The organism is Streptomyces sp. NPDC028928 (assembly GCF_055564915.1).
This window is the reverse complement of record NZ_JBVHVI010000007.1, coordinates 2,696-9,754: the sequence shown is the minus strand read 5'-3', so window position 1 is coordinate 9,754 and position 7,059 is coordinate 2,696. Positions and strand designations below refer to the sequence as shown.

Here is a 7,059-nt window from a genome sequence, read left to right as displayed (position 1 = left end):
CCGATGCCGCCGACGCCACGGGCGACCCGGGCGGCAGGTCCGTAGCCTCCAATGACGCCGAGCCCACGGGTGACCCGGGGCGCAGGTCCGCAACCACCGGCGGCGACCCCACGGCCGGCCCGGGCGGCAGAGCCGTCGCCTCCGATGACGTCGGCACCATGGCGGTCCCAGGCCGCAAGCCCGTAGCCACCAGCGGCGACCCCACGGCCGCCCCGGGCGGCAGGTCCCTAGCCTCCAATGACGCCGAGCCCACGGGTGACCCGGGCCGCAGCTCCGCAACCACCGGCGGCGACCCCACGGCCGACCCGGGACGCAAGGCCCTGGCCGCCGGTCGCGGTGGCGCCGGTACCGACCCGGGCGGCGAAGCCGTACCCGCCGATGACGTCGACGCAACTGCCGGTCCGGACTGCACGGCCGTAGCCGCCGGCGGCGTCGGTACCGCCCCGGTCACCCCCTGCACCGCCGACGCCGTCGGCACCGCCCCGGTCGCCCCCTGTACCGCCGGCGGCGTCGGTGCCGTCCCGGTCACCTCGTGTACCGCCGCCGACAGTGCGCGTACGACGCCGCGCACATCGTGCCAGCGCTCGGCGAACCGGGTGGCGAGGAAGCCGTCCTGGCCCACCGGGAGCAGTCGGCCGCGGGGCTCGCGGGCGCCCAGCAGCGCTGCGACCGCGTCGGGGTCGTCGGGTGGCTGGGGCGCGTCCGGGCCGCGTCGCCGCAGGACCCGGTGTCCGCCCAGCACGATGGTCTCCGAGCCGTCCAGGGGCCGCAGCACCGCCCGGACCGCCTCGGGCAGCTCCGACTCGGCCAGCAGGGCCAGTTGGCTGTCGAGGACGACACCGGCCGCCCCGCCCGCCACGGCTGCCGCCGCGGTGCGCGGGCCGATGCCCCCGCAGGCCCAGACCGGCAGGTCGTCCGGCTCGCCGCACAACTCGCCGTCACTCAGGAGCTGTTGCAGGAGGACGAAGGTGCTCAGCTCGCCGACCCGGCCGCCGCTCTCGCTGCCCCGGGCGATCAGCCCGCGCGCGCCGGCGCGGACGGCCGTACGGGCCTGCCCGAGGTCGGTCACCTCTGCCAACACCCGAACGGAGGAAGGAAGTTCCGTTGCCGTCCAGGGGGCGTCCGGGGCCAGGACCACGGTGTCCACGGCATCGCAGACCTCCGCGGGGGTGAGGGCGCAGCGCCGGGTCACACGGATGCCGAAGGGGCCCGGTGCGGTCCTTCTCAGCCGGGACAGCTGTTCGCGGGATCTTCGGTCACCGGTGCCCAGGTCCAGGATGCCGAGCGCGCCGGCCGCGGTGGCGGCGGCGGCCAGGCCGGCGTCGGGTTCTCCGAACGGGGTGAGGCACAGGATCAGGTCGTGGGCACGCACAGGGGAGGTCATGATGCTCCGGCACGATCGGCGGGGACAGCACGGTGGGGGGTACGCGCGGCGAGACACTCTGGTGCGAGGGCAACGGAAACTAGCGAGGTCATTACTCGCGGGTCAATAACGCCGCAGCCTTTGCCTGTGCGGTGGCGCCGATTCGGCCAGCGCGCCGAATTCCCCGCAAGGGGCGGTAAATCCAGCGATTCTCGTCCCGTACGCGGAGTCGGGGACGTCCGGTCGTGCGCGCCACACCGGACCGAACCCCGGCAAACCGTCCACTCGCCGCACCGCGCGCTCACCTCGGCGCCGCGCGCCGGGACATTCGGCGGGCTTCTGTAAATTCCGGATGACGCCGGCCCGGTGGCTCGAACCGGGCCGACGGAAAACGGACAGGGCGGCCCGGGGGCCGTGCGCCGCACGAGCGGGGCCGCCCCGCACGGAGCGGCCCCGTCGCACGTCAGCCGAGCAGCCCCCGTACGGCCGCCGCCACGGGACCGCCCTTGCCGGTGTCCTTTCCGGCGACCGGCGAGGTCAGGGTGTCGGGAGTGCCGAGTGCGTCGAGCGTGTCGACGACCGGCGTCACAAGGTCCCCCGCCTTCCCCGCGAGCCCGGTTCCCCCGGCCGGCCGCTCCGTCCGGGCGGCGCGGATCTGCGCGACAGGCGGCGCGGCCCGCTCCCCGGTGTCCTGACCGGCGCGCCCCGGCTCCCCGTGCGAGCCACCGCTGCCCGCCTCGTGACCGGGAGGGCGCCCGGCCCCACCGGTGGACGGCCCCGGCCGCCCGGCACCGGACCCGCCCCGCTCACTCCGCGCGTCCGGCTCCGCCCGCCCGTCCGGCACCGTGCCGGAACGTGGCCGTCCGCCGACCGCCGCCGGCTCCAGCGCCCACCGTTGCCCGGCCGACCCGTCGCGTTCCGCCACCCCGACCCGCGCGCCGGAGCGACCGGATCCGGGGGCGAGGGCCAGACCGTGGTCCCAGCGGAGCAGGATCTCTCCGCGCACCGTGACGTCGTAGGACACCTCCCCGGCGGGTGTGCGGCAGCCGGCCAGTGCGACGGTCCTGGTGCCGGGGTCGGCGGCGAGGCAGAGGGCGGGGTCGGCGGCGCTGCGCAGCAGGCCGTCGTCCAGGTACGACCACTGCTGGGACAGGGCCGTCGAGCAGGGTGCGAGCCGGACGCCCGCGCCCGGCGCGATCCGGTCGCCGCGCACGTCCAGGCAGAGCCCGGAGGCGAGGTCGCGCAGGGTGCCGTGGGCGACCTCGGCGGGTTCGCCGACGGAGGCGGTGGAGGGTGAGGCGGCGGGACGTGCGCCGGCACCGCCCGGCCCGGTTTGCCCGCCGGCGCCGCTCGGCCGTGCGGCGCTTCCGGCGGGGGCGCCCCAGGTGGCGCCGGGGCCGGGGACAGCGTTGTCATCGGACCAGCTCCTGGCCACGAGGACGGTGGCGAGCAGGGCGAGGGAGGTGAGTCCGACCCCGAGAGCGACGGCCTTGCGGTGGCGGTGCCCCACCGCGGTGCGGTGCCGGCCGCCGGTGCCGGGGGGTGCGGCCGGCGGTACCGGCGGGGGCGGCCACTCCTCGGGGGCGGCGCGGCCGGGCCGCGAGTCGAGGTAGCGGCGGGCGCCCCAGCCGAGCACGGTCTCGGCGAGCAGCAGGGGCAGGCCGCCGTCGAAGAGGCCGAGTTGTTCGGCGGCGTGCCGGCAGTGGGCGCAGCCCGTCAGATGCCGGCGCACGTCCGGCAGCAGGGCGCCGCCGCGGCGGAGGGGGACGTCGAGGAGCCGGTTGTGGAAGCGGCATTCCTTGGTGGGCGCGAGTTCGCGGTGGGCGCGGACGCAACCGGCGCGGAATTGTTCGCGGGCCTGCTCCAGGGCGGTCGCCGCGGTGGCCGTGTCGACGCCCAGCAGACCAGCCGGTATGTTTATGGGTTCGGCTTCGACCTCGGTGTGCCAGAGAAGGCATTGGGAGGCGCCGGGAAGGGCCCGGAATGCGCGGGCTGCGAGCTGCCTGCTTTCCGGCGGGCCGGGCTTTGTGGCGCGCAGCCCGCGACCGCCGGTGGTTTTGCGCAATTCCGGCAGGGCGATGCAGGCCGCGTCGTCCGCGGCCCAGGCGCGGACGAGGTCGCGTACGGCGACCAGCAGTTGGGGGCGCAGGGCGCCGCCGAGGGCTCCGCCCGTCATGCGGCCGAGCACCTGGTGGAAGGCCGCGGTGGCCACGAGCTGGGCGGTGGGGCCGGCGGCGGCCAGACAGACCACGGCGTAGTCGCGGGTGGCCCGCCAGTGCCGGGCGAGCAGCAGCGCGACGGCGTGGTGGCGGCCGTCGTCCGGGCCGTTCAGCCGGGCGACGAGATCGCGGTCGGACTCGCCCGTCGGGGCGGGCAGGGGCGGATAGGGCGGGCGTGGGGGGTAAGGGGACTGCACGGAACCATTTCCTTTCCAGCCGCAGGACGGGCATGCGCAAGGGCGTCCTGTCGGAAAGCAGTGCCTGATTGGTGCATACCTAAAGGGCCCGGCCTTGACGTCGACGTCGGCCTTTGCCCTCCCATGGGGACGCTCACCTTGGCACACGCGGCTCACAGGAAACAAGCAGTGGGAATGGCCCCGGTGGCAGAGGCGGTGAATTGACGAAAGGTTACCGCCGGTATCACCGATCGGGCGGCTGAACGGCGGTCAACTGCCCTACCCTCAAAGCCGGATGGCACACCAAATCTCCGGCTTTCCGGCACGCCCCCACGCCACAGCGACGCCCGCCTCCCCGCGTACCGTCCGCAAGGCGGCCGGACTGGACGACATCCTGACGGTGACGGGCCTCCGGCGCGGCTCGCCGACATCCACCACATCCGCCAGGGCGGCCCGCTCGGGCTCGGCCACGCCGTGCTGTGCGCCCGGCACCACGTCGGGAACCAGCCCTTCGCGGTGCTCCTCGGCCTCCCCCGCTCTCGGCTTCGCTCGAGCGGGGGACCCCCATCGTCCTCGACCCGGCCGTCTTCGGCGTCCTGGAGCGCACCCCGCCGGGCCGCGGCGGCGAGATCCAGCTGACCGACGCCCGGCAGGAGCTGGCGGCGGGCGGCACCGCGCGGGGTGCTCTTCGGCCCCGAGTTCACCGCCTGGCCGCGGGAGTTCGCGGCGGGGCTGCCGGGCCGGGAGGAACGGCGGCGGGCCGCCTGACGCGAAGCCGGCCTCAGGCCGGCCGGCCCTCGCCGGGGGACACGCGGACCACCGTGGCCAGGAGAGCGGCCACCAGGCAGACCGCGCTGAGGGTGACCCACACCGTGTCGTAGGTGCCGAAGACGTCCCGAGCGGTGGCGCCGAGGAACGCCGAGGCGCCGGCGCCCAGTTGGTGGGCGGAGTTGGTCCAGCCGAAGACGATGGGGCCGTCGTCCCCGTAGGTCCGCTGGCAGAGCGCGATGACCGGGGGCACGGTCGCGACGTCGACGAGGCCGTAGACGACGGCGAAGGCGATCATGGACGGGCGGGCCGAGGCGGTGAAGAGCAGGGGCAGGGCGAGCAGGGTGAGCGCGCGGACGGTGAAGTACACGGCCAGCAGCCGCCGGGGGTCGAACCGGTCGGTGAGCCAGCCGGAGACGGCCGCGCCCAGGGAGGAGAAGACGCCGATCAGGGACAGCATGGACGCGGCGACGGTCGCGTGCATGCCGTGGTCGTGGGCGGCGGGCACCCAGTTGCTCCACATGATGCCGTTGGTGGAGGCGCCGCAGATGACGAACATGCCGGCCAGCAGCCAGAACGTGCCGGTGCGCATGGCCTGGACGAGGACGGTCACGGTGCGGCGGGCGGCGCCCTCGGCGGGGGCGGGCTTGGTGACGAACTCCTCGCTGCCGTACGGCAGGGCGCCGACGTCGGCCGGATGGTCGCGCAGGAACAGGGCGACGAGGGCGGACACGGTCAGCGCGACGAGCGCGAGGGTGACCACCGGGGGCTGCCAGTCGTAGCGGTCGACCGCCCAGGCGAGCAGCGGCAGGAAGAGAAGCTGGCCCAGGTGGCTGGAGGCGCTGAGCGCACCGGTGACCAGGCCGCGCCGGCGGACGAACCAGCGGCTGGTGACGAGGGCCGCGAAGGTCATCGTCAGACAGCCGCTGCCCAGGCCGATGAGCACGCCCCAGTACAGGACCAACTGCCAGGGCGAGGCCATCGCGTTGGTGAGCAGGGCACCGGCGGCGACGAGGAGCATGGCGCCGGCCGCCACACGGCGGATCCCGGCGCGTTCCATCAGGGCGGTGGCGAAGGGTGCGGTGGCGCCGAAGAGGACCATGTTGACGGAGGCGGCCAGCGCGATCTGGCCGCGGTCCCAGGCGTACTCCTGGTGCAGGGGGGTGACCAGCAGGCCCGGGACGGTGGTGAAGGCACCGGCGGTGACGATGGCCGCGCCGGCGACGACGGCGACGGCCCACGCCCGGTGCCCGGCGGGCCGGGGGCGGTCCGGTGCGGAGGCGGGGGGTGGGGTCACGGGGGTCTGCGCTTGCTGAGCCATGGCTCCAGCCTGTCCGGGACGGCGATCACCCAGCGAGTGTCTCGATGGCCATGATGCGCAAGAATGTGGCCATGACGGACCGGACTGTCTTCTCGCATCCCGCACGTCACAGCGTCGCCGTACTGGCCCGCCAGATGACCCTGCCCATCGAACTCGGCATCGTGCACCAGTTGTTCGGTCAGGCCCGCTCCGGGGCGACCCCGGACGGCGAGCCCCTGTACGAGGTCGTCACCTGCGCGCTGGACCCCGGCCGGGTGCGCACCGACGGGGACTTCACCCTCAACGTCGCGCACGGCCCGGAGGCGCTGGCCCAGGCCGACACGGTGATCGTGCTGTCCTCCTACGACGACTACGAGCAGGAGCGGCCCGGTCTACGGGGGCCGCTCGCCGACGCGTTCGCGCGGATACGGCCGGGCACCCGGGTGGCCTCGATCTGCACGGGCGCCTTCGTCCTCGCCTCCGCCGGCCTCCTCGACGGGCGGGTGGCGACCACGCACTGGCGCTACGCCGACCTGTTCGTCCGGCTGTTCCCGCAGGTGGAACTGGATCCGGACGTGCTGTACACCGACGGCGGCGACGTTCTGACGTCGGCGGGCTGCGCCTCCGGGATCGACCTGTGCCTGCACATGATCCGCCGTGACTTCGGCATGGCCGTCGCGGGCGACGTCGCCCGCCGCACCGTCGTACCGCCGCACCGCGAGGGCGGGCAGATGCAGTACGTCCGCCGGCCCGTGCCGGAGCCCTCCTCGCCGTCCACCGCCGCCGCGCGCGGCTGGGCCCTGCAACGACTCGCGGAGCCCCTCACCCTGGGCCAGATGGCCGCCCAGGAGGCCATGAGCGTACGGAACTTCACCCGTCGCTTCCGGGACGAGGTCGGCACCACCCCGATGAACTGGCTGACCCAGCAGCGCCTGGAACGGGCCCGGGAACTCCTGGAGGAGTCGGACCTGCCGGTGGAGCAGGTGGCCGAGCAGTCGGGGCTGGGCACGGCCGCCAATCTGCGGCAGCACTTCCACACGGCGCTGGGTACCTCGCCCAGCGCCTACCGGGCCACCTTCCGCGGGCCGGGTACCGCGGCATGACGCGGCGTGGGGGGGGGGGGGGGGGGCCCCCCCCCCACAAGGGAGCGAAGGGGAAAAAGCGCCGGGAAAATCAACCTCTCCAAATGGGGTTGTGGGGCTCTGGGGCGGGCGACAAGGCCCCCCCCGCTGG

At 75.0% G+C, this 7,059-nt stretch carries 4 protein-coding genes; 1 reads left to right on the top strand and 3 read right to left on the bottom strand.

The window, feature by feature from the left end:
- From ACZ4U1_RS17855 to ACZ4U1_RS17845, 3 genes are all read right to left on the bottom strand, one after another.
- The coding region (locus ACZ4U1_RS17855; RefSeq protein ID WP_467904230.1) for a nitronate monooxygenase at positions 1-1,384 on the bottom strand (1,384 nt) is incomplete at its 3' end.
- Positions 1,385-1,826: 442 nt separating this feature from the next.
- Positions 1,827-3,779, bottom strand: a complete 1,953-nt coding sequence (locus ACZ4U1_RS17850; RefSeq protein ID WP_467904228.1) for an RICIN domain-containing protein — start codon at positions 3,777-3,779, stop codon at positions 1,827-1,829.
- Positions 3,780-4,539: 760 nt separating this feature from the next.
- Entirely contained in the window at positions 4,540-5,847 is a 1,308-nt protein-coding gene (locus ACZ4U1_RS17845) for an MFS transporter (protein ID WP_467904227.1), read from the bottom strand.
- Between the two features lie 71 nt (positions 5,848-5,918).
- On the opposite strand from ACZ4U1_RS17845, the gene ACZ4U1_RS17840 reads away from it, so the two are divergent.
- A complete protein-coding gene (locus ACZ4U1_RS17840) occupies positions 5,919-6,929 on the top strand; it encodes a GlxA family transcriptional regulator (protein ID WP_467904225.1) in 1,011 nt (336 codons plus the stop codon).
- Positions 6,930-7,059: the final 130 nt, after the last annotated feature.

Excerpts from the sequence above, each read along its gene's own strand:
- ACZ4U1_RS17845 (WP_467904227.1), bottom strand. The coding sequence starts at position 5,847 with ATGGCTCAGCAAGCGCAGACCCCCGTGACCCCACCCCCCGCCTCCGCA.
- ACZ4U1_RS17840 (WP_467904225.1), top strand. The coding sequence starts at position 5,919 with ATGACGGACCGGACTGTCTTCTCGCATCCCGCACGTCACAGCGTCGCC.